Annotated in this window: 16 protein-coding genes; 14 read left to right on the top strand and 2 right to left on the bottom strand. The window is 40.9% G+C overall.

What is annotated here, in order from left to right; translation table 11 throughout:
• The first annotated feature begins 24 nt into the window (after positions 1-24).
• The 8 genes from PHAL_RS0113835 to PHAL_RS0113870 all read left to right on the top strand — a co-directional run bounded on the left by PHAL_RS0113835 (position 25) and on the right by PHAL_RS0113870 (position 8602).
• Entirely contained in the window at positions 25-297 is a 273-nt protein-coding gene (locus tag PHAL_RS0113835; protein WP_016709020.1) for an STAS domain-containing protein, read from the top strand.
• A 9-nt stretch (positions 298-306) separates the two neighbouring features.
• Positions 307-669, top strand: coding sequence for a response regulator (locus PHAL_RS0113840; RefSeq protein WP_016709021.1), 363 nt, complete (start codon positions 307-309; stop codon positions 667-669).
• 14 nt (positions 670-683) lie between these two features.
• Positions 684-2768, top strand: coding sequence for a chemotaxis protein CheA (locus tag PHAL_RS0113845; RefSeq protein ID WP_016709022.1), 2085 nt, complete (start codon positions 684-686; stop codon positions 2766-2768).
• Entirely contained in the window at positions 2765-3250 is a 486-nt protein-coding gene (locus PHAL_RS0113850; RefSeq protein WP_016709023.1) for a chemotaxis protein CheW, read from the top strand. Before PHAL_RS0113845 ends, PHAL_RS0113850 begins: the two co-directional genes overlap by 4 nt.
• Before the next feature lie 47 nt (positions 3251-3297).
• Complete coding sequence (locus tag PHAL_RS0113855) at positions 3298-6003, top strand: methyl-accepting chemotaxis protein (RefSeq protein ID WP_016709024.1); 2706 nt, start codon at positions 3298-3300, stop codon at positions 6001-6003.
• 125 nt (positions 6004-6128) lie between these two features.
• A complete protein-coding gene (locus tag PHAL_RS0113860) occupies positions 6129-6953 on the top strand; it encodes a CheR family methyltransferase (RefSeq protein WP_016709025.1) in 825 nt (274 codons plus the stop codon).
• The gene (gene cheD, locus PHAL_RS0113865) at positions 6943-7560 is read left to right on the top strand and encodes a chemoreceptor glutamine deamidase CheD (protein ID WP_016709026.1); all 618 of its coding nucleotides are present in this window, start codon (positions 6943-6945) and stop codon (positions 7558-7560) included. Before PHAL_RS0113860 ends, cheD begins: the two co-directional genes overlap by 11 nt.
• Positions 7561-7570: 10 nt before the next feature.
• Entirely contained in the window at positions 7571-8602 is a 1032-nt protein-coding gene (locus PHAL_RS0113870; RefSeq protein ID WP_016709027.1) for a protein-glutamate methylesterase/protein-glutamine glutaminase, read from the top strand.
• Here the strand turns inward: PHAL_RS0113870 and PHAL_RS0113875 are convergent.
• Positions 8599-9630, bottom strand: a complete 1032-nt coding sequence (locus PHAL_RS0113875; RefSeq protein WP_016709028.1) for a polysaccharide deacetylase family protein — start codon at positions 9628-9630, stop codon at positions 8599-8601. The two genes, PHAL_RS0113870 and PHAL_RS0113875, sit on opposite strands and share 4 nt — an antisense overlap.
• Positions 9631-9669: 39 nt before the next feature.
• Between PHAL_RS0113875 and PHAL_RS0113880 the strand changes: the two genes are divergently transcribed.
• The 6 genes from PHAL_RS0113880 to PHAL_RS0113910 all read left to right on the top strand — a co-directional run bounded on the left by PHAL_RS0113880 (position 9670) and on the right by PHAL_RS0113910 (position 21977).
• A complete protein-coding gene (locus tag PHAL_RS0113880; protein WP_029216165.1) occupies positions 9670-10941 on the top strand; it encodes an MATE family efflux transporter in 1272 nt (423 codons plus the stop codon).
• A gap of 159 nt (positions 10942-11100) precedes the next feature.
• The gene (locus PHAL_RS0113885) at positions 11101-15060 is read left to right on the top strand and encodes a hybrid sensor histidine kinase/response regulator transcription factor (protein ID WP_158217508.1); all 3960 of its coding nucleotides are present in this window, start codon (positions 11101-11103) and stop codon (positions 15058-15060) included.
• Between the two features lie 629 nt (positions 15061-15689).
• Positions 15690-19292 carry a PKD domain-containing protein gene (locus PHAL_RS0113895; protein WP_016709032.1) on the top strand — a complete coding sequence of 1201 codons (3603 nt, stop codon included), beginning with the start codon at positions 15690-15692 and terminating at the stop codon, positions 19290-19292.
• Positions 19293-19381: 89 nt separating this feature from the next.
• A complete protein-coding gene (locus PHAL_RS0113900) occupies positions 19382-19753 on the top strand; it encodes a hypothetical protein (protein ID WP_016709033.1) in 372 nt (123 codons plus the stop codon).
• Positions 19754-19814: 61 nt separating this feature from the next.
• Positions 19815-20429 (top strand): trimeric intracellular cation channel family protein, encoded by a 615-nt coding sequence (locus tag PHAL_RS0113905; protein WP_016709034.1) that lies wholly within the window; start codon positions 19815-19817, stop codon positions 20427-20429.
• A gap of 33 nt (positions 20430-20462) precedes the next feature.
• On the top strand, positions 20463-21977 hold the full coding sequence (locus tag PHAL_RS0113910) for a YifB family Mg chelatase-like AAA ATPase (RefSeq protein ID WP_016709035.1): 1515 nt from the start codon (positions 20463-20465) through the stop codon (positions 21975-21977).
• Here the strand turns inward: PHAL_RS0113910 and PHAL_RS0113915 are convergent.
• Positions 21974-22678: a response regulator transcription factor gene (locus tag PHAL_RS0113915; RefSeq protein WP_016709036.1), complete on the bottom strand. Its 705-nt coding sequence runs from the start codon at positions 22676-22678 to the stop codon at positions 21974-21976. The genes PHAL_RS0113910 and PHAL_RS0113915 overlap by 4 nt on opposite strands.
• Between the last annotated feature and the right edge of the window lie 54 nt (positions 22679-22732).

Here is a 22732-nt window from a genome sequence, read left to right on the forward strand (position 1 = left end):
GTTAAACATGGAAAGTGCTAAAAAATGTTGAAGCTTCCCGCAGAATTAGCAATCACCCAAGTTGAAAATTTACACCAAGATTTATTACAAGAATTGCACAGCAATGATGATGTGTGTCTGGATATTAGCGAAGTTGTGCGCGCAGATACCGCCTCAGTTCAATTGTTATGTGCTTTGCAAAAACACTTGCTATGTGTTCATCATAAAATTATTTGGATTGGGCAAAGTGAGCCTTTAAAAAATGCTATTAACCGCTTAGGCCTAAGCGAATATTTAATACTTGAGAGTGCAGACTAAGGGGTACATATGAAAAAAATTTTAGCCGTGGATGACTCTGCATCAATGCGCCAAATGGTCGGGTTTACGCTTAAAAAAGCAGGCTTTGATGTAACAGAGGCAAAGGATGGCAGTGAAGCATTAAATATAGCCAAACAGCAAGGCTTCGATGCTGTTATATCGGACGTCAATATGCCGGTAATGGATGGCATTACTTTGATCCGAGAATTACGAACTTTGCCCAACTATAAATTTACTCCGTTGTTGATGTTAACCACTGAATCAGGCATGGATAAAAAAGTTGAAGGCAAAGCAGCAGGGGCTACAGGCTGGATAGTTAAACCCTTTAATCCTGAACAATTATTAGCGGTTTTAAAAAAAGTTATTCGCTAATCTAGGGGACGGGTATGAGTATAGATTTAAGTCAATTTTTTGAAGTTTTCTTTGAAGAAAGCCTTGAAGGTTTAGATGCCATGGAAGCTGAGCTATTAAATTTAGTACCTGGCGAAGAAGACTTAGAAACAATCAATACTATTTTTCGTGCCGCACATTCAATTAAAGGGGGAAGCGGTACATTTGGTTTTAACTCTGTATCCGATTTTACCCATGTACTAGAAACCCTGTTAGATCAAATCCGTGAGGGAAAACGAGCGCTTACGGCTGAGCATGTTAATTTATTACTGAAATCTGTGGATTGCTTACGCGCTTTGCTTAGTGCCCTACAGGCAGAGCAAGCGCCTAATTTGGAAGAGGCGAATGAGCTTAGAAGTAAATTTGAGCAAATCTTAGGAGTGACCCCGGCTGGTACCGAGCAAATTGTAACCAAAAGTAAGCCTGCTGAACCTGAACTAAATACTTATCAAATTGATTTTAAACCTCACCATCATTTATTTAAAACCGGTAATGAACCACTATATATGATCAGTGAGCTTGCAGAGCTGGGTGATTTACAGACCCATGCTTTTCATAATGAGATACCTGATATTATTGATTTAAGTGCCGATGATTGCTTCCTATCTTGGCGGTTCTTTTTAAATACGGCAAAAGATGAAAGTGCAATTAGAGAAATTTTTGAATGGGTTGAGGATGATGCTGATATTAATATCACGCTCTGTGGTGGTTTGTTTGCACAGGAAGAACCGCCCCCCGCTGCGCAGGAATCGATAGCAGAAAAGCTTGCATCAACGCCAGCAGTCGCGGAGGTTATTGCGGTTAATCCGAGCCCCAAAGCAGCGGTAGCTAAAGTAACGACTCCAGCTGCAGCAGAATCAACCTCAATCAGAGTGGGCATCGATAAAGTTGATTCATTAATCAATATGGTAGGGGAGTTGGTTATTACGCAAGCTATGTTAAGTCAGATTGGAGAGCAGGAGGTCACCGAAGCGAGTATCGCTGCCTTGCAAGAAGGCTTAGCGCAATTAGCGCATAACACCCGAGATTTACAAGAGAGCGTTATGCGAATTCGTATGCTCCCGATCAGTTTTGTATTTAGCCGTTTTCCTCGTTTAGTAAGAGATATTTCGCAAAAGTTAAATAAACAAGTCGAGCTTAAACTACTTGGAGAGCAGACCGAGCTTGATAAGACCGTAATGGAGAAAATATCAGACCCTATGGTGCACTTAGTGCGTAACTCTTTAGATCATGGTTTAGAGACTGTTGAGCAGCGCATAGCAGCTGGTAAAGATCCTGTTGGCAAGGTAACCCTGAATGCGTTTCATCAAGGGGGTAATATTGTTATAGAAATCATGGATGACGGACAAGGTCTGAATACGGCAAAAATAAAACAAAAAGCCGTTGCTAATGGATTAGTTTCCGACACGGATGAGTTAGATGATGATGAAATTAATGAATTGATATTTATGCCAGGTTTTTCAACCGCGGATGAAGTGAGTGACATCTCTGGGCGCGGTGTGGGAATGGATGTAGTCCGGCGTAATATTCAATCCCTCAATGGCTCTGTAGAAGTGTCATCTGCCGCAGGTGTTGGTTCTACATTTACGATTAGGCTGCCGCTAACGTTGGCTATTTTAGATGGTCAGCTAGTTCGAGTCGCGAAGCATACCTATATTATCCCCCTCATTTCCATTGTTGAATCACTGCAAATTGATATCAGCAAAGTGAGTCGAGTAGGTAAGGATTTAGATGTTCTTAGGCTACGAGATGAATATATCCCGATCTTACGCTTATACACTATTTTTAATCATCAAGGGGCAATAGAAACGCTTGATAAAACCTTACTCGTGGTGGTTGAAAGCGACAATCAAAAAGTAGGCTTATTAGTGGATGATTTATTGTCGCAGCAGCAAGTGGTGATCAAAAGCTTAGAAGCAAATTACCAAAAAGTGGATGGTGTGTCGGGTGCGACTATTTTAGGTGACGGGCGCGTTTCATTGATTGTTGATATCAGTGGCTTAATTAAATTGTCGGGGCTAAGAAAGCCTGGAAGCCAAGATTTAATAATTGAATCGAAAGCAAGTTTGGAGGCGTCATGATCTCTGCGCAAAGCAAAGTAGATAACAAAATAGTGCTGGAACAAGCGCAAGGCGTTAAGCAGTTTTTAACTTTTATTATGGCTGATGAAGAATATGGCGTTGATATTTTAACGGTTCAAGAAATTCGTAGTTGGGAAGAGATCACTGAAATCCCCAATGCTCCTGATTATCTCAAAGGAGTCATTAATCTACGAGGCACCATAGTGCCTATTTTAGATTTGAGATTACGCTTTGGCTTAGCGGCAATAGATTATGGCCCGCTGACCGTAGTGATAGTAGTGAAAGTGCATTTTGCGCAAAACAGTAAAATTATGGGCGTGGTCGTTGATGCTGTGTCGGATGTTTACAGTATCGCAGAGCAAGATGCGAAAACAGTGCCCAGTTTAACAGATTCAGAAAATGCTGAATTCGTAGCAGGATTGGTTAACGTTGGTGAAAAAATGGTGGCGTTACTTGATCTGAAAAAAACAATGGATATTTAGTGTCTTCACTAAATAAGCAAATGTAAATAAACAAAAAGGTGAAGGGCATGGGGTGGTTTAGCAATTCTAAAAATTCAAGATCTGACAATGATTTGGTTGTTGAGGCGTTAAATAAGTCACTCGCAGTCATTGAGTTTGAGCCAAGTGGCGTTATTTTAACGGCGAATGATAATTTCTTAACTGTTATGGGCTATCGACTTGAAGAAGTTCAAGGGCAGCACCATGCAATTTTTGTTGCTGAGAATGAAGCTAAAAGCACGGAGTATCAAGCATTTTGGCAGCGTTTACGCGCGGGTGAGTTTATTTCAGATGAATTTAAGCGGATTGCTAAAGATGGCCGCAACGTGTGGATACAAGCAACCTATAACCCTGTGCTAGACAGTACTGGCGCAGTCACTAAAGTGGTTAAATTTGCCAGCGATATTACCGCACAAAAAAATAAAGCCCATGAAACGGCAGGGCAGATTGAAGCTATTGATAAGTCACAAGCGGTGATTGAATTTGAACTTGATGGGACGATTATTTCGGCTAACGCAAACTTCTTACAGACCTTAGGTTATCAAAGTGATGAAATTGTCGGTAAGCATCATAGTATGTTTGTTGAAACAGCCTACTCAAAAAGTGATGAGTATCAACAGTTTTGGAAAAAGCTTAGTCGTGGCGAGTTTGACTCTGGTGAATATTTACGCATCGCAAAGGATGGCTCAGTAATCTGGATCCAGGCTTCCTACAACCCAATTTTTGACTTAACTGGCAAGCCCTACAAAGTTGTTAAATACGCTACTGATATAACTGCGCAAAAACAAGCAGAAGTAAAATCATTGCATGACGCACAACTTTCCCAAGCTCTACAAGTATGCCAAGCCAATGTGATGATAGCTGATAATAATTTAGAAATTGTTTACGTTAACGATCAAGTGCAGCGTATGTTACAAGCACGCGAAGAGACTCTTAAAACTGTACTACCAAGTTTTTCGGTCGCAAATCTAGTGGGCACTTGTGTCGATGATTTTCATAAAAAACCAGAACATCAAAGGCAGCTACTGGCTGAGTTACAGCAGCCACACAAAGCACAATTACGCTTAGCAGGGCTTATTTTTAGTTTGATTGCGACTCCTTGGGTTGGCACCGATGGCGAACGGCTTGGCACTATTGTTGAGTGGCAAGACATTACTGATGAGGTAAATCGGGCTGAAAAAGAAAAGCTCGAAGCAGAAGAAAATTTGCGAGTGCGCCGTGCTCTCGATCGCGTTGCTACCAATACCATGATTGCTGATGCTAGTAACGACATTATATATATGAATGAAGCCGTCTTAAAAATGATGCAAGTGGCAGAGTCCGATTTACGTAAAGATTTACCGCATTTTGATAGTAGTCAGCTAATGGGGCAAAATATCGATGTGTTCCATAAAAATCCAGCCCATCAACGGAATATGTTAGCTAAGTTAGAAACGACCTATAAAACAGAAATTCTAGTAGGTGGCAGAACATTTGGCTTGATTGCCAACCCTATTTTTACGCCTGAGAACACACGTATTGGCACGGTTGTGGAGTGGACGGATCGCACTGCAGAAGTCGCCATAGAACAAGAAATGGCAGGTTTAGTAAGTGCCGCAGGTAAGGGGGAGTTACAAGTAAGAGTTGAAGAAGCCAATAAAAATGGTTTCTTCCTACGCTTAGCGCAAGGACTAAATAGTTTAGTTTCTATCGTTGATGCTGCCGTATCAGATACTGCAACTATGTTAGATGCGTTAGCTAATGGTGATTTAACGATTCGTATCGAAAAAGATTATCAAGGTTCGTTTAATAAATTAAAGCAAGACGCCAATACAACAGCAGATAAATTGACTGAAGTAATAAACCGCATAAACACCTCCGCTACGCTAGTTGCCAGTGGAGCAGAAGAAATATCGCAAGGTAATGCTGATTTAAGTCAGCGCACTGAAGAGCAAGCTTCATCATTAGAAGAAACCGCAGCAAGCATGGAGCAAATGACCAGCACGGTTAGACAAAATGCCGACAATGCAAAAGTTGCCAATCAGCTGGCTGAAGAAACACAAAGTAAAGCGCAACAAGGAGGGGAGGTTGTTAACCGTGCGGTAACTAGTATGTCAGCCATTAATGAGTCGAGTAAGAAAATCGCAGATATTATTAGTGTGATTGATGAAATTGCTTTTCAAACTAATTTATTAGCGCTGAATGCAGCAGTTGAAGCGGCGAGAGCTGGAGAGCAAGGCCGTGGCTTTGCTGTGGTCGCAGGTGAAGTGCGTAATTTAGCCCAGCGTTCAGCGGGAGCGGCAAAAGAAATTAAAGAACTGATCCGCGATAGTGTTGGTAAAGTTGAAGACGGTACTTTGTTAGTGAACGAATCAGGCGCCACTTTGAAAGAAATTGTGGTTGCAGTACAAAAAGTAACGGAAATGATTTCAGATATTGCACAGGCGTCTGAAGAGCAAAGCTCGGGTATTGAGCAGGTAAATAAAGCGATATCACAAATGGACGAAATGACGCAACAAAATGCAGCGCTGGTCGAAGAAGCTTCAGCTGCAGGCGAGTCGATGTCTGAGCAAGCAAATGATATGCGTCGCTTGCTTAATTTTTTCACTATAAGTGAGCAACACGAGTCAACTGTGGCGTCAGTGAAACCAGTGACTGCACCAGTTCGCAGTACTAATATTCGTAGCACTAATATTCGCAGTAAGGTACGAGGCGATAATTTTGCCGATTCAACAGATGAGTGGGAGGAGTTTTAAGTTTCTGTAAACTAAATGCCCGAAAACAATAACGTAAGTAAAGGCGTTACGCTGTACCACGGCTTTACTTGCCATTGTTGTAACGTTTAACCGCATTGCTGACGCGCCTATTACGAGTATCTGTAATGAAAGAGTTTTTATTAACCGATAGTGACTTTAAACAGATAGCAACGATTGTTTATCAGGCGTGCGGCATTGTTTTAGGTGAGCATAAACGGGAAATGGTTTATTCACGTCTTGCGCGCCGTATCCGAGCCTTAGGGTTTACAAGTTTTAAGCAATATTTGGCTTATTTACAGAACCATAAAGAACAAGAATTTAGCGATTTTATAAACGCGTTAACCACTAACTTGACTTCATTTTTTCGAGAGTCACATCATTTTGATTATTTAAAATCACACGTAGTGCCTAAGTTATTAGTTGCCAATAAAAGTACTCGACGAGTGCGGATCTGGTCGGCTGGTTGCTCAACAGGGGAAGAGTCTTACTCTCTCGCTATGACCTTGCATGGCTTATTTCCTAGTGATTGGGATGTGAAAATCTTAGCCACAGATTTAGATTCAAACGTATTAGCAAAGGCGCAGTCTGGTACTTACACTGCAGCGAATGTTAGCGGACTGGAACGACAGCAATTACAGCGTTGGTTTTTAAAAAGCAAAGATGGCGAGCAGTTCAAAGTTAAACCTGAGTTACAGCAGAGCATTCACTTTAAGCGTTTGAACTTATTGCAGCAGTGGCCGATGAAGGGACCTTTTGATGTGATTTTTTGTCGTAATGTAGTGATTTATTTTGATAAACAAACAAAAGATCAGCTATTTACTCGTTACTGCAATATTTTAGCTGAGCAAGGGTATTTATTTTTAGGTCACTCTGAAACGATCGGGAAGGAACATCGTGAGTTTAAAAATTTAGGCAAAACGATGTACCTTAAGGTGAGCTATGGAGCATAATTTTAAACCTGTATTGCATGGCTTTGAGCATATCAAACGCTTTTGGGATTCAGGACTGCAGCGAGTCGTCGCTAAAGTTTTACCCGGTGAGTTTTATGTATCGAAACACGATGAAGTTATTTCTACGGTGCTAGGCTCATGCATTGCTGCATGTATTTATGATGACAAGTTAGGTATTGGTGGTATGAATCACTTTATGCTGCCTATTGAAAGAGGTGCAGAGCCTACTAGCGCACATAATTTAAATTGTCGTTATGGTAATTGGGCAATGGAGTTTTTAATAAATGAAGTACTTAAGAATGGCGCATCGAGGCAAAACTTAAAAATAAAATTATTTGGTGGCGGGAAGATTATTCGCTCAATGACTGATATAGGCCTTGGTAATATTCGCTTTGCACATTCCTATGTACAAGAAGAGGGGTTAAACTTAGTGTCACATGATGTGGGTGGTCCTTGGCCTCGCAAGGTCAATTTTAATCCTCAAACAGGGAGAGTGCAGGTGAAAAAATTGCGTGAAATGCACAGTGAGGCAATCGAAAAACGCGAAATCAGCTATTTACACCATATCGAAGAACAAGATTCAAAAACCGATATCGAGTTATTCTAAGGGGCTTAGTATGGTCAAGGTGCTAGTAATTGATGACTCGCCATTGATACGACGGGTATTAACTGAAATTTTGCAGCAGGCTGATGACCTTGAAGTTGTAGGCAGCGCAGAAGATCCTTATCAAGCACGAACAATGATTAAGCAGCTTAATCCTGATGTACTCACCTTAGATATTGAAATGCCAAAAATGGATGGCATTAGTTTTTTGAAAAACTTAATGCGACTGAGACCGATGCCAGTGGTAATGATCTCAACACTGACGCAAAAAGGTTCTCCTATCACTTTGGAAGCTTTGGAGTTAGGGGCGGTTGATTTTATTGCGAAGCCAACAGTCAATGCTTCTAAGCAATTTACCCAGTATGCAAAAGTAGTGCAACAAAAGGTACGTACAGCCGCTGTAGCCCGAGTACGAGCTTTTAAGCTTAATGAAGTTAAGCCAATAGAAACATTACATAACAGCCAGTTTAGCCTGAAAAAAGTGGTGGCAATTGGGGCATCAACAGGCGGCACTGAAGCTATCAAAGAAGTATTAATACGAATGCCGGAAAACTGCCCGCCAATAGTGATCACTCAGCATATCCCACCAGTGTTTAGCAGTTCGTTTGCGCAGCGAATGGACCGAACTTGCGCTATTAATGTGAAAGAAGCGCAGCATGGTGATAAGTTGGCCGCTGGCTGGGCATATATTGCACCAGGGGATCAGCATTTGAGTGTGGTACAACGAGGGAGCAGTTTATACTGCCAACTTGATCAGAGCGATCCGGTCAATCGCCACCGCCCAGCGGTTGATGTATTATTTAATTCTCTGGTTGAGGTGTGTCCCAAAAATACAATTGCGGCTTTATTGACTGGTATGGGGAACGATGGTGCGAAAGGCTTACTAGCATTAAAACAGCATGGCGCATATACCGTAGCGCAAGATGAGCTATCGTCTGTGGTATGGGGAATGCCTAAAGCCGCGATTGAATTGGGCGCGGCTATAGATGTTGTTTCACTTGATAGGGTTGCTCAGCAGTTATTGAGTCAAGCAATTAAGCATTAATCGACGATCACCCAGGGTTGAGAAAACCAATAGTAACTACCCTTGTGACTAATTGATGGTGCTGTACAGTTAAATCGAGAGCGACCTTGAGCAAGCGGTTTTGGTGAATTTATTACCACGATATCTGCAGCCGACCATATTAATTTTGCTTGACCGACTCCTGATACATAACACGCTAACTGACTTTTATGAAAATCGTCCATATTAAATTGGATGCTAATTTGCGGTGGGTTTTCATTCGTTACACTATCTAGATAACTGAGTTTTTGGATTGAAAATGCGCGAGAGTTAAGTTTAGTGATTAAAGTGTCAAGTTTGCTATAAAAGCCAGATGCTGGGAAGCGAGGTAAGCGGCTAAAATCAGACTCTTTATTAACGGCGCCTGAGTGTTGACCAATACCAATAAATCCCAGCTCCTTTACTAAACTTTGTAATTGGTTATTAAATTCACCATAAGGATACGCTAAGTATTTATAATCATGACCAATTTCTTCTTTTATACGTTGTTGTGATGACAAAATATCCTGTTTGATACGTGCTTGCCATTGCTGGGTTGTTTCATTGGCTAGTTTATGGTGTAGGTAATCATGTTGTGCACTATGATTGCTGATCAGTGCCCCTTTTTTGGCAAGCTCTCTGAGTTTATCCCAACCCATCACATAAGCTTCACCTTCATCAATCAATTTTGGATTAACAAAAATGGTGTAAGGGTATTTAAATTTCTCTAATATCGGCGCGGCTTGTTCGTAATTGTTGTTGTAACCATCATCAAAGGTAATTGCGACAGTTTTATCTGGTAAACTTTGGCCTTGTTGTAAGCTTGTCAGTAAATCATTCAATGGGATGACATTAAAATCATGGTCTTTTAAATAATTCAGGTGTTCAGTGAAGGTTTCTGCACTAACACTTGTGACCGCCGGTAAGGTTTCACTGACATGATGGTACTGTAAAATAACTGCGCTGTGAGCAGGTAAAGATAGCCAGAATAGGATTGATAATACACTGTGAAAAAGTTTCTTAAACGTCATAAAGCACACCATAAAAGCTTGCTGTTGTTAGCCGGTCCAATGATACTATCAAATATAACCGTGCCACTGTTAGGATTAGTTGATACTGCTGTAATTGGCCACCTTGGCAGCGCGCATTTTTTGGCTGGCATTGCGCTAGGCGCCACTGTAATTTCGTTATTATTTTGGCTTGCTGGCTTTTTACGTATGAGCACTACGGGGTTAGTTGCACAAGCTTACGGAAAAAAAGACTACCGCCAATTAGCAGGGTTATTGAAGCGCAGCTTACTTTTAGCGCTCATGGTTGCGTTTATATTAATTGCTTTATCTGGGCTGATCAAACATGCCATAGCCTACCTTTCTGGCTCCAGTGATGAGGTACTTGTACAAGCCTATCGTTATTTTGAAATTCGCATTTTCAGTGCCCCTGCAGCACTTTGTAATTTAGTGTTATTAGCGTGGATGCTGGGGGTTCATTATGGCAAAGGGCCTTTTTACTTATTACTCGTCACCAACCTTACCAATATTGTATTAGACATTTATTTTGTGGTGTTTTTAGATTGGCAAGTGGCTGGCGCTGCATGGGCGTCAGTGATTGCTGATTATATAGCCTTTATCTTTGCGTTATTTTTAGTGTTTAAATTAGCAAGAAAAATGGCGGTTCCCTTGCTTATTGGTGGCTGGTTTAGCGCACAGCAAATATGGGCCCTGTTAAGTTTGAATCGTGATATTTTCATTCGCTCCTTAATTTTGCAGCTTTGCTTTAGCTTTATGACTTTCTATGGGGCCCGTATTGGCGAGATAACCTTGGCAGTGAATGCGGTATTGCTAAACTTTTTAATGTTAGTCAGTTTTGCTTTAGATGGCATCGCTTATGCTAGTGAGGCAAAAGTGGGGCAAGCAAAAGGCCAAGGGAGTGCGCGACGCGTTCACTTATGGGTAAAAATTAGTGTATTTTGGGGGACGCTTTTTGCCTTTGCGTACTGCGTGTTTTTTGCTTTGTTAGGCTCGCAGATAATTACTTTATTAACCGATATACCGAAAGTTATTGAAGCGGCAAATAGCTACCTACCATGGTTGATTTTTATGCCGCTTGCAGCAATGAGTTGCTTTTTGTTTGATGGTATTTTTGTTGGTTTAACGCGTGCAAAAGATATGCGTAATACAATGGTATTTTCAGCGTTAGTCGGTTTTTTTGGCGTGTTTTGGCTATTTAGTGATTGGCAAAATCATGGCTTGTGGTTAGCAATGAGCTGCTTTATGTTGCTTAGGGGCTTAACCTTAATTGCCCGCTACAGGCAGTTACGAAGAGCTAATCAATTGCTTCGTTAAAATTCTATCGGTACATACTATTAATTACGTGTGTTAATTTTTAGTTTCGTCTATCCTTATTCTTTATGCTGAAGTTTGAAATAAAGGGTAGAGAAAAATATGCTAAGTCGGTTGTTGGTGTTAGCTTGCATTTTCTGTTTTGTACGATGTGAAAATACCTTGGCAGCCTTTCAACATTACGGCATCGAAGAAGGGCTTTCGCAAAGTGTAGTATTCAACATTCAGCAAGATCAACAAGGGTTTATGTGGTTTGCTACTCAAGATGGTTTAAATCGTTTTGATGGTAATCAGTTTGAGGTGTTTAAAACATCGGCGAAAAGTAACAACTCACTTTCTAATAATTACATTTACCCTTTGCTATTAGATAGCCAAAATCAACTGTTTATAGGTACTCGGCATGGTGGGGTGAATCATTTAAACCTATTCAGTTATCAGTTTGCTTCCCCTCAACTCGAAAACAAACGTATTACGGCGCTACTTAATTATAAAAACTGGCTGATAGTTGGTACTTTTGACGGCATGGTATATCGGCTTAACCAAAATACCGCTGAAGTTGAGCTCATTGCGAATGAATTACTAAAGCCGGTGTATGCACTCACTATAGTGAAAGACATAATTTGGATTGGCACACATGGTAATGGCCTGCATCATTTTGATCTAAAAGAAAATAACTTTGTAGCAGATTATTTACTTAAGGTGTTTGGTGACGTGCCAATTCATCCTAGTATTTTTGCCATTAAACAAAGTAGTGATTCACATATTTGGTTGGCTACGCAAGGTGGTGGCGTGTATGAAATCGATTTAGTCAAAAACAGTTATCAAAATTGGCGACATGATCCCAACAATGCCAACTCGCTATCAAGCGATCAAGTACGCGATATTGCATTTGACCAGCAAGGACGCGTTTGGTTGGCAACTCGTGGTGCTGGAGTCAGTATCTATGATCGACAAAGCAAACAGTTTAGCCGTTTAGAGCACGATCCATTTGATCGTTATAGTCTTGCACACAATAGGGTGTATAGCGTGTTTCAGGACCAAACTGGCATTATGTGGTTTGGTACAGCCAATGGCATTAGTAAGCTTGATCCAACCACCCTTAATTTTAATAAATTGAAAAAGCCTAATCCACTCACCAGCAATGATGCATGGGCCTTGTATGAAGACCCGCAACAACGCATTTGGTACGGAAGCTGGGGAGGTGGCATTGATATACTGGATCGCCAATTTAATCGCATAAAACATTTAGATAAAGATTCACAACCTTTGGCGTTATCAAGTAATGCCATTAAAGCTATTACGCAAGATCAGCAGGGCAATACATGGATTGGTACGTGGGCTGATGGTATCGATGTGATCACTAAACAAGGCCAACTGATCTCTTATAAAGCAGGCATTGGCGAGCATGGTTTGACTGAAAATAGTATTTATTGTTTGTTAGTAGATAAACATAATGATGTATGGGTAGGAACTAATGGAGGTGGTTTATTTCGCTTTGATAGCACGACCCAACAATTTATCAGTTATGCAGTTAAGCAAGGTGATTCAAACCTAATAATAACGGCTCCACGGGTTACCAGTATTTACCAAGATAACGATCAGCAATTATGGCTTGCCACTGATGGTAAAGGAGCTTACCGCTATGATTTTATGAGTAACCAACTAACCAATTATACCAAGCAAGAAAATGGCATGGGATTGAGTCATAACACAGTGCGTGCATTTTTACGGCGTGACAATAATGATATGTGGTTGGCGACCTCAGATGGCATTAATATTCTTAGCGCAGACTCTGAAAAAATTATTCATATAGGCCTTGAGCAAGGGTTGCCTAATCAGGTTGTCTACGGCTTACTTAGTGGCAAGCAGCATAATGTGTGGCTAAGTACAAATAACGGTTTAGTTAAAATTGACAGTCAAAGCTATCAAATAACTCATTTTCAAGCTAAAGATGGTTTGCAGGGCAATGAATTTAACGCGGGGGCTTATTTAAAAAGTAAGACTGGGCAGATTTTCTTTGGTGGCACACAGGGGGTGACCGTGTTTCAGCCTGGGGAGCATACGCAAAATCAGGGAAGCGCAAAGCTTGCGCTAACAGCGCTAAGTTTTGACGATAACGTATTGGTTAATAGGTATGATAGTGCGCTGGGGATGCATTATGAAATTGAGAAAAGCCGCCAGTTAGAGATTGCTGCTGATGTGCAGCGGGTATCATTAACGATTAACTACCTACATTACTTAGAACCCGACAAAAACCAATATCGTTACCGTTTAACCGGTTTCGAGCAGCAATGGCGTACCGCACAGGGCAGCAACTTAAAAATTGATTACACAAACCTACCTCCTGGGCAGTATCAGTTAATCGTTGAAGCATTTTCTAAAACGGGTGTGCAAGCCTTAGCTCCGGTATTCATCAATTTTAATGTACTTACCCCTTGGTGGCGCTCTTGGGTATTCTATATTGGCTACTTTTTTGTTGGTATTGCTGCTATTTGGCTATGTATTGTTTTATGGACGCGTCGGTTAAGGCATCAAAAAGCGGAATTGGAAGAGTTTGTGGCGCTGCGCACTCAAGAAATAGCCCAGCAAAAAACACTTATCGAGCAGCAGGCAAGCGCACTTAGTGATACATTAGAAAATAAAGTACGCTTTTTCACTCATGCCTCACATGAGTTAAGGACCCCACTGAGCTTATTAGTCGCGCCGTTGCAAGCGCTGCTTGCTAACGAAAGTAATGAGAAAAAAAGACACAATCTAAATTTAGCACTACGAAACGCGAAGCGGTTGGAAAACCTAGTCGATAAGCTGTTAACCCTCACACGTTTTGATGAAAGTAGCGCTGAAGAGATCAAATATATTTCTCTTTCGGCAATCGCTCGTGAAGTTGCAGCTCAATTTAATGTGTTGGGTGAGCAGCAATTGCAGTTTGATTACCAAATAGACGATGGCCTGTATGTAAATGCCAGCCGCGAAGGTTTGATTACGATCTTTAGTAACCTATTAAGTAATGCGTTTAAATATACAACTCAAGGAGAGATCGAGTTTATTGTCTTACGACAAACACAGCAGGTAAAAATTACAGTTCGTGATACCGGACGCGGCATTGCAGAGGTTGAAAGAGATAAAGTTTATGACTTGTTCTATCGTGCCAGCGGTCACTCAAACATTGAAGGCAGTGGCGTAGGCTTATCAATAGTAAAGCGTCTTGTTGATAAATATAAAGGCAAAATCACACTAAGTAGTACGCTATTAAAAGGCACTGAATTTACGGTATTGCTCGATTTAGTTACGCCATTACCAAAGCGAACAACTGCGTTGCTACAGCATGTTACCCCAGTTACAAGTAACCCAAACAGTAATAAAACGGCGACCATATTGGTGGTTGAAGATAACGATGATCTTCGTCATTACTTGCATAGTGAACTCAGTATTAAATACAAAGTATTGACTGCTGAAAATGGTAAGGTGGCGATGGATTTATTACTTGAATACGTGCCTGACCTAATTATTACCGATTTAATGATGCCTGAAATGGATGGTTTTAGTCTTTTACAAGAGTTACACCGATCGCATGTAACCTGTCATATCCCAGCAATTATTTTAACAGCTAAAGGGGATCACGATAGTAAATTAAAAGGTTTAAACCATTATGCAATGGATGTAATAACGAAACCATTTGAGCGTGCTGAGTTATTAGTGAAAGTTGATAACTGGGTTGATTGGGTTGCCAAATATCATCAGCAAAGAACAACGCACAGTTCTCATTCGCAGCTAGACGCGACAACCGCGATGATAGATCCAAAAGATTCCCAGCTGTTAATTAATATTGATACGTTTTTAGCGGAAAACTACCATCGTCCCGAGTTAACTGTGCCTATGTGTGCAAAACAGCTCGCTTTAAGTGAACGACAATTGCAGCGAAAATTAAAAGTGCTCGTTAATGTATCTCCCACAGAATACATCCGTGATTATCGACTAACCAAAGCGGCGGAGTTAATTCGCACGGGTCAGCAAATAAACTTAGTTATTGAAAAAGTTGGTTTTACCTCCCGATCTCACTTTTCAAAGACTTTTAAAGCTAAATACAATATGACTGCAAAAGAATTTCAGTGTTCTAATTGATTGAATTTTAATGATTTGTCGCTATAGAGAACATTTTAGTCGTAATAGAGAGCGGATTTTTATTGAGTCTGCTCTATGATATTCATTAGCACAGCTTGAAACACTGCGTGCAGATGAAATTTCTCCTTCGGCAGAGGTTGGAGAGTAGGCCCGGCCTTTGCCATTTTCTTGTACAAGCTATAGTCACACCCATCTATATAGCCCATCAGCTTTCTTGTTTTGTGCAGTATTCATTACCTGCAACAACAGGTCACTTAATTAATGAAAAGCACTCACTCAAAACAGGAGTAATTGTGTTTTTTATTACTTAATTTAATTTTAAGATCTTGATAGTTAATGTTTTGTCGGTAGCTCGCTCATTTTAGTCGCATATGAGCACCTTTATTTTATTAAATTATTCTACGCTATTTAATTAGCTCATTTCATTAAGGCATATGAACAAATTAAGCACCTAGAAAGACCGTTGTACATGGATGTTTATAATTGCTAACCGCCACTATTTTCCTCTTTGTATTTTCGTGATGTCTTATTGCTATCGCTGAAATGAAAACGCAGATCTAAACATGCCAGCGTGGCAATCAAACATTGATTACACGCATTTGCTTGGTGATTAAATAAAGGAAAATACTATGTACTCACAAAGTAGAATTAAAGCGCTGGGAGCAGCGACACTACTCGTTAGTTCTCTTCATCTTGCAGGATGTGGAGGTGGTGGAAGTGATGATTCACCAGCTCCAACCCCCCAGCCAGTTGATAACAATAAACCCACAGTGAGTATAACGAGCGATACAGAGGTAACTGAAGGTAATGATATTACAGTTACGGCTTCCGCCACAGACAGTGATGGTAGTATCGCAAGCTATGCTTGGAAATATGTTTCTGGTCCGCAAGTAACGCTATCAGGAGCCAATGAGAAGCAAGTGAGTTTTACTGCTCCAGATATTGAAGATGACCAACAGTTAGTCCTTGAAGTGGTGGTCACAGATGACAAAGGAGCAACAGCAACGGCAACAGTCTCTATCAATATCAAGCGTAAGGTTTTAACAGTAACTATTACCGGTATCGTGACGGATGGGCCGATTGACTCCCCCAATATTGTGGTGATGGTTGGTGATGAAGAATTTACAATCGATGCGGATCAAAGCGGTAAATATAGCATTGAAATCACAGTTGATGACTCTGATGCTGATAAGTTAGTGAAGTTGGTTGCGTTGGGTAATAACGCGATTAATCCTGAAGTTGAATTCATTTCACAATTGCGCTCGGTGGCCACTTTACTATCGCAAGCTGGAGAAGATGGAAAACTGACGAAAGATGAAAATTTCGGCGTTAATATAACCAATGTTAGTACAGCCGAATTTGCACTACTTAGCCGTGATAATGGTGAAGTAATTGATGAGCAAACACTCGATAAAGCATTATTAGCAGTTGATGCTGATGAAAAACTGCTATTAGCAGCACTGATCAAAATAATTGTTGATAATGACGAATATGCGCTACCGGAAGGAGTGGAGTCGACATTTGATTTAATTAGCAATGCAGATGATATTGAAAACTTTGTTAATACAGTAAATAACCAAGATCCGACATTAATTGCGACAATAAAAGAGGCAATAAAAGAAGATGGTGAGCTAGTAGATAATAGTATTGGTGGGATCAGCGGCCAGTATGTAATGTTAACGCCTAAGTATTATAACTATAGTTCTTCACAAGTTAATTTTAATAGCGATGGCTCTGGTTATTATAGTACCTATAATATCGATACATCGTTTACTTGGCAGCAACAAGATGGCGATATTGCAATTTCACTCGCTGAGCCGGTGAAAGAGTCATGCAGCTTTGTTTCAGACGACAGTGGCACTCAACAAGAGCAGTGTAACTACCTAGTTGCAATGAGTATGACCGTTTTGTTAGAGAACGAAGCTAATCGCACAGTGGAGTTCTATGAACAATACCTGACAATAGCAGAGTCATCTGCTGAGGTGGTAAATACAAACGAGTACACTAGTAACCTAACTTTAATCGCGAAAGAAAAAACCTTATCAGTAAATGAACAGCAACTGGTTGGGACTTGGTATGTAGATCGTATTTCTCGGCTTGATGGTTTTAGTGAGGCCGTTGCACTGAACTTGCAAAGTGGTGGTACAGGTACATTGGTTGATAATGATAAAACCCCAGTTGCAATCACTTGGACTATTGTTGGTAATCAGCTACAAGTAAGCAGCGAAGCTGAAGAGCTTAGTTTTAATTATGCATTTTGGTTGGTTAAAGATGTTGTTGCAGGCTATCAGTTTGTTGCATCGTTGAATGCTAAAGATGAAAGTGCAACGCGTACTGCCTCCGGATTAATGATTAAAGATAACTCTTTAACATTTGAACGTTCAGAATTATTAGGTAAATGGACTATTTACCAAGGTTATAACGTGCCGCAAACAGATCTTCATTATGATGTGTATGAAGATGGCTTAATGAACTTTAATCTTGACCAAGACTACCGCTCTTGGTTAGTCGATAGCGAAGGTAAATTCATTCGTAATAATTATTTTACTGATTCGGGTGTCCAACCTATCTGTGATCGTCCGGATAATAGCTGTCCAGTTTATAGTGAGTTTTCACAGCAACTACTAGCGAAGCATAATGGCCATTACTACAGCTACCGTAAATACCGTTTCTTTAATTATGATGGTAGTGAGAGAGTGGAAGATTACTCGTCACATATTCGTGAATTTTCGGTATCAGTTGATTATGGCGTTAATAAATTTGCCCCTTATTGGTTAGAGAATAATTCAGGATTTGATGAGAATGGTTACCCAACCAATGTTAATTACATCACACTTTATACGCCAAAAGAGCAAGCGGTAGAATCAGTTACCATTGCGACAACGTATAACGAAGAGCTTGATAAAAATGAGTACACGCTAACTCAGCAGTATCAAGGCATGACTACTGAAAATAGCTATACCTTAGCGGCAGGAAAAATACTCTTTGGTACGATGAAAGCTGAAATCAGTGACTTTGATCGTGATTACTTAACTGTTTGTATTTATGAAAATACAGCAACCTGTACAGAGTCAGATAAGCAACGTTGGTATTTTGATGCTGCCAAAGCGCAACAACAAGTAGTTGCTGTTCGCCCAACACCGGCTCATCCACTGGATGGCGCGTGGCAATTAGCGCATGAACCAACTGCAATCATTGTTTTCTTAGATGGTAAATGGGTTCATATACAAACGAATGATGGTGATAATGTTGACGATGCATTTTCTGGTTATGAAGTGGGTGATTTTATCTGGGATGAAACAACAGGCCAATTAACCGTAAATGTGATTGAAGACACCAATGGTTCGTGGGGCTTAAGCAGTGATGTTGTCTCTCCAGGGACAGATAATATTCGCAATGTCATCTATGCGAGTGCCCAAAGCGATGGTGATACGCTCCTGCTGACTGTGGATGAATGTGCTGACAGTTATAGTGGTAGTAAATGTGTTGAAGGTGATGAGGGGTATGAACGGTTCAGTTATGAAATGACGCGTGTTTATGACCCCGCTCAACCACATGTAGGTGGCTACTATGAAGGCTCTATTGCTAACAATGATTTCTTCTTATCGGTACTAAAAAGTGATGGTTACTTCTTTGAGTTTGAAAATACAAGTGAGTATGAAAAAGGCATTGCTGTAGGGACTTATACAGTGCAAGGCGATCCAAGCGGTGACCCTGACGTTTTAAGTGTTACTGTTGAAACGTATATCAATGAATTGGATGAACCTGAATATTATGACCCATACTTTGTTGTCAAAGCTCAAGGAAATCAACTGATTTGGCATGATGGCGATGACTTCGGTGTGATGCAGCGAGTCACTAATATTATTGAGCCGATTAGCTTTACTGAAGCGGATGTTCTTGGCCAGCATATCTTACGCTATATCACTGAAGATGGCAGCGGCACGGTGGAGCTGTTAATCGAAGTGAAAAGTGACAAGACAGCTCGCTTTGAAATTAACGGCGAAATCCGTAATGTTGAATGGTCTTTAGAGCTTGGGCACCTTAAGTTGTATAGCCCACTTGAACTGGAAGGTGATTCAGCCTATGGCGTGTTGATTTCGCCAGAAGCGATGATTGCAGATGGCTTTGTGGTATCAGCATTTGGCTTCGAAGCACCAGCTAATCACCCTGATCAAGAAGACCCAGAATTACACATTAGTGTGATGGGAGAAATGATCAAACAACCTTAGTAATAGTAAATAAATTAACACCAGGGTTCGATGACCTTGGTGTTAATTACCTCGTTATAACTGATGCTATTTAAATAAGGAGTGATGTAATGAAGTTCTTATTTTTAACCTTATCCTTCATCTTACTCAGTGGTTGCGAGACTGTAGATTCAATGCAGCAAGATCTTACTGAGCTAAGTAATAGTGTATTTTCAAGCTCTGAGGAGCAACCTGCTGCCGAAGATGCATTTTTCAAAGCACAAGAAGCATTTAATGAAGCCGATAAAGTTAAGCAACGCAAAGCCTCTTTAAATGCACAGCAGCGCAGCTTATGGATTGAACTTGAAAAAGATTACAATCAGCTGGTGGCTGACCCAAGTCGCTCAATTGAACAGGCGTCGTTTTTTTCAAATGTTACGCTGGCAGATAACGTTATGTCTAGAAGTGTACAATTTATTGAGTTGATAGAAAAAAGTGACTAATTCTTAAAAGTTGTTGAGGTTTATGATACAACGTTAATATTCTCAACTTTTAGTTACAAATATGACAGAACTTTACCATTGGTTTGATTTAATTGGCATCGCGGTATTTGCAATGTCAGGTACTCTCATTGCCTATGATAAAAAAATGGACGGTTTTGGTGTCTTTGTATTGGCAACGGTTACTGCGATAGGTGGTGGCACAATCCGAGATTTAATTTTGGATGTTCCAGTATTTTGGTTACACGATCAGAGCTATTTTATTGCTATTTTTGTTTCTGTATTTGTTACCACACGTTTGATAAATAAACAAAAGTCAATTCCACTGTATCATTTACAGGTTGCAGATGCGTTTGGTTTAGCCTTCTTTTCTGTTATGGGGGCGCAGAAAGCGCTGCTTGCAGGTATGCCTGCAACAACGGCTATTATTATGGGGGTTATCACAGGTTGCTTTGGTGGCGTTACCCGTGATGTCCTTGCTGGCAATATTCCTATGCTATTAAAAGGTGAGCTATATGCAATTACTTGTATTGCAGGTGGTATCGTTTATACCCAAGGTATTACCTTTAACGTAGCAACAGAAATGGCCATGGTATTAGCTATGTTAACGACTTTATTGTTACGCTTGGCGGCAATGAAATGGCATCTAACACTACATGTTTTCAAATATCCTGACTAGACTGTAAATAATATAACTTTACAGGGACAAAGGATGTCATTAGCTCGGATTTTTTCACGTGCCCAAGTGGGCATTCAAGCACCTGAAGTAATCGTAGAAGTACACTTAGGGAATGGCTTACCGGCATTTCATATTGTTGGCCTGCCTGAAGCGTCAGTAAAAGAAGCCAAAGATCGGGTTCGCAGCGCCCTTGAAAACTCTAAGTTTGGCTTTCCTGATCAACGTATCACCGTTAATTTAGCGCCCGCGGATTTGCCCAAAGAGGGTGGCCGCTTTGACTTAGCCATTGCTATTGGTATTTTAGTGGCGTCAGGACAAATTGTTTGCACTGATATTGAGCGTTATGAATTTTACGGCGAGCTTGCTCTTAATGGCGAAGTACGTGGCGTGAATGCGATACTGCCTTCTGTTTTGGCTGCCAAAGCGCAGGAGCGTTGTTGTTTTTTACCCTTGGTAAATGACAGCTTAGCAAGCTTGGTTCATGGTGTGCAGCGTAAAGCCATTTCTTCTATTCAAGAAGTGTGGAGTGATTTGCTCAATCAGCAGCCTTTACCTCTTAATATTCGTTATCCTGAACAACAGCATAGCGGTGTGGAGTTTTTAATTGATCTTAGTGATGTAAAAGGGCAACCTGGCGCGAAAAGAGTGTTAGAAATTGCCGCTGCTGGTGGTCATAACTTGCTTTTTTTAGGGCCGCCAGGCACGGGGAAGTCAATGCTTGCACAGCGTATGCCGACCATTATGCCGGGCATGTCCGATGATGAGGCACTTGCTACCGCTGCTTTGTATTCAATCATAGGACAAAGTGTTGACTTAACAAATTGGCGTAAGCGGCCGTTTCGTAATCCCCATCACACTTGCTCTGCGGTCGCGTTAGTGGGCGGCTCCTCGAACCCAAAACCGGGTGAAATATCTTTGGCGCACAATGGGGTATTGTTTCTTGATGAATTACCAGAGTTTGAGCGTAAGGTGCTAGATTCACTTCGTGAGCCAATGGAAACCGGCACGGTAACTATATCAAGAGCGGCGCGGCAAATGGAGTTCCCTGCGCAGTTTCAACTTATTGCTGCACTTAACCCCAGCCCTACTGGCTGCCATAATGATAAACGCGCGACACCTGATCAAGTTATGCGTTATTTATCACGGGTATCAGGGCCCTTTATTGATCGCATTGATTTACAAATAGAACTACCAAGGTTAAACAGTACGCAACTGCAAAGTACACAAGCTGAAGAAACAAGCGCTGCAGTGCGTGCCCGAGTAGAAGCAGCCTATAATATTCAATTAACACGTCAGGGGAAAGTGAATGCCCGACTGAATAATAAAGAAATGAGTGTGTATTGTGTACTGGCAGCCGCTGAATTGCAGTTTTTAGCCAAAGCCAGTGAGAAGTTGTCGCTCTCGCCACGCTCTTATCATCGGGTGATTAAAGTGGCGCGGACGATAAGTGATTTAAAAGGGCAAGAAAATATAACACTAGCAGAGCTTAAAGAAGCGCTTAATTACCGTGCCTTTGAGCGGTTAATAAGCCAACTCACACAGTATTAAATCGACAACATATAGCCCTTGCCACGCACGGTAACAATACGTTTTTGGTCTTTTTCATCATTAAGTTTTTTGCGCAGGCGACCAATTAGTACATCAACGGTACGATCATTAGGACTCCAGTCAGGTTGACCAATTTCTTCTGATATTTTTTCACGAGAGGTGGCTTTACCGGCGTTACTGATCAAGCAAATAAGCACCTTATGTTCGGCTTCTGTGAGTCTTGATTCAATGCCGTTAGCGGTGACTAAAGTACGGTTATCGGGATGCAGTTTAAAGTCTGCGTATTCAATAAACTCTTCGCTTTCATCATTATCATTGTTGCCCTTTAAGCGTTTATAAAGCGCTCGCATGCGTAATTCTAATTCTAATAGATCAACGGGCTTGCAAATATAATCATCAGCGCCTTGGGCAAGCCCCGCGATGCGGTCTGCTTGAGAGTCTCGGCTTGAAAGCATGATCACACCAATATCGGTGAGAGTATTGAGTTCTTTTGCTAGATGTAGGCCATCTCGTTTAGGTAATACAATGTCGATAATTGCTAGCGATATGGCGTTATGACTATTAGCGCGCGATTGTACAATCGCTAGGGCGTCTGCGCCTGTTGCATCGTTCTCAATAGAAAATTCAGTCTGTGTAAAATGATTGACTATGCGTTTAACTAATAGCTCGTCATCTTCAACCAATAAAACATGAACAGTCATAGTATCTTAATTACCTTTAATGATGCCTCTATGTTATCACTCATTTACAAAAGG

Source organism: Pseudoalteromonas haloplanktis ATCC 14393, assembly GCF_000238355.1.
GTDB lineage: Bacteria > Pseudomonadota > Gammaproteobacteria > Enterobacterales > Alteromonadaceae > Pseudoalteromonas > Pseudoalteromonas haloplanktis.